Here is a 1,555-nt window from a genome sequence, read left to right as displayed (position 1 = left end):
ACAAAACCGTCGTTGTCTGCATCACAGATCTCAATCGGGGTGGGATCTGGGGTTGGACTCGGTTGTGGGTTTACTCTTAAGTCTAAGGTCACCACATCACTCACAAAACAGCCCGTGTCTGGGTCTTCTACCCGTACAAAGATCGTTTGCGGGTTGCTCGTGTTGGTGTAAGGGCTCGTCAGTGGGTTGTCTCCAGCATCGGCATCCGCAGCTGTCTCGTGGTAGGTCACGATCAATGAAGTGTCTCCGCCTGTGATCTCCGGGGTAGCCAGCTCCAAGTCAAACTCCTCTACCTCGTCGCCCGGATTGTTCACATCACAAAGCTCTAGCGGCGCCGGTGGGAAGACCTCCGGTGGGAAGTTGACTATCAACTCTAAGGTCGTGGTCGAAGTACACATATTGGTGTTGTCCGTCACCAAGACAAAGACCGTCTGTGGATTGGTCAAGTTCGTATAGGCCGTGGCCGGAGCGATCAGCGAAGTGAAAGCCGCATCCTCATAATATTCTACCGTATAAGCCGCAGGGTCCAAGCCATCCAAAATCTCTGGGTCTTTAACCGTCAAGTCAAATACCACAATGCCGTCGTCATTGTCATCGCAGGCTAAGAGGGGTTCTGGGTCAATTATTTCTGGAGTATTGAGGACTATTAAATCCAACTCAACCACAGAGAAGCAGTCCTCTACAAGAGGGGTTTCTACCCGCGCATAGATGGTCTGCGTTCCGAACACAATGTTGTTGTATGGGCTAGCTAATGGAAGTAAGCCGCTCTCTGCATTGGCCTCCGTCTCGTGGTAGCTCACCGTAAGGGTGGGATCGCCGCCTGTAATCTCTAAAGTGGCATCTTCTAAATTGAACTCACCAAAGCCGTCGTTATCCGGGTCGCAATACGTCAGCGGCTCCGGAGTCATCGCAGCCTCTGGGTTCACCACAATCAGCTCCAAGGGTTGTACCCCGTAGCAGCCCGTTGAGGAATCATCCACACGTACGTAGATCGTCTGTGGGTTCACCACATTGGTGTAGATCGGTGGTAGTGGGTCTACGCCCGCCTCTGCATCGGCATCACTGAAGTAATACTGTACCGAGTAGAACGGATTGCCGTCAATAATCTCTAAATTGTTTACCGTTAAATCAAACTCCGTAAAGCCATCGATCACATCGTCCTCACACAAAGCGTACGGCGTAGGCACGGTGAAGAGCGGTCTGGCGATCACAAAAAGATCAAACTGGCCTTGTTGTACACATTCATCAGCATCTTCCGTGCGCACGTAAATCGTCTGTGGGTTGGTCACGTTGTTGTAGGCATCTGCCGGAGTGATCGGCGCTGCTCCTACTGCAGCATCTGCAGCAGTAACGTGATAGGTAATGGTCAGTCCTGTTGGATCGGCAACCACTACCGTATCGTATAGCGTCAGATCAAAGGTCGTAGAACCGTCTGCAATAGGATCGTCACACAGTTCAATGGTTGGGAAGCTACCGATATCGGTTGCAGGCAGCACAATAAGTTCCAACTCCGTAGTGGCAAAACAGCCCGTGATGGAGTTCTCAATACGTGCAT

Annotated in this window: 1 pseudogene; it reads right to left on the bottom strand. The window is 51.4% G+C overall.

What is annotated here, in order from left to right:
* Positions 1 to 1,555, bottom strand: a pseudogene (locus POW22_RS10335) (hypothetical protein); the annotation flags it as partial.

The organism is Gilvibacter sediminis (assembly GCF_028561565.1).
Classification (GTDB): Bacteria; Bacteroidota; Bacteroidia; order Flavobacteriales; family Flavobacteriaceae; genus Gilvibacter; species Gilvibacter sediminis.
This window is presented reverse-complemented; position numbering and strand designations above follow the sequence as displayed.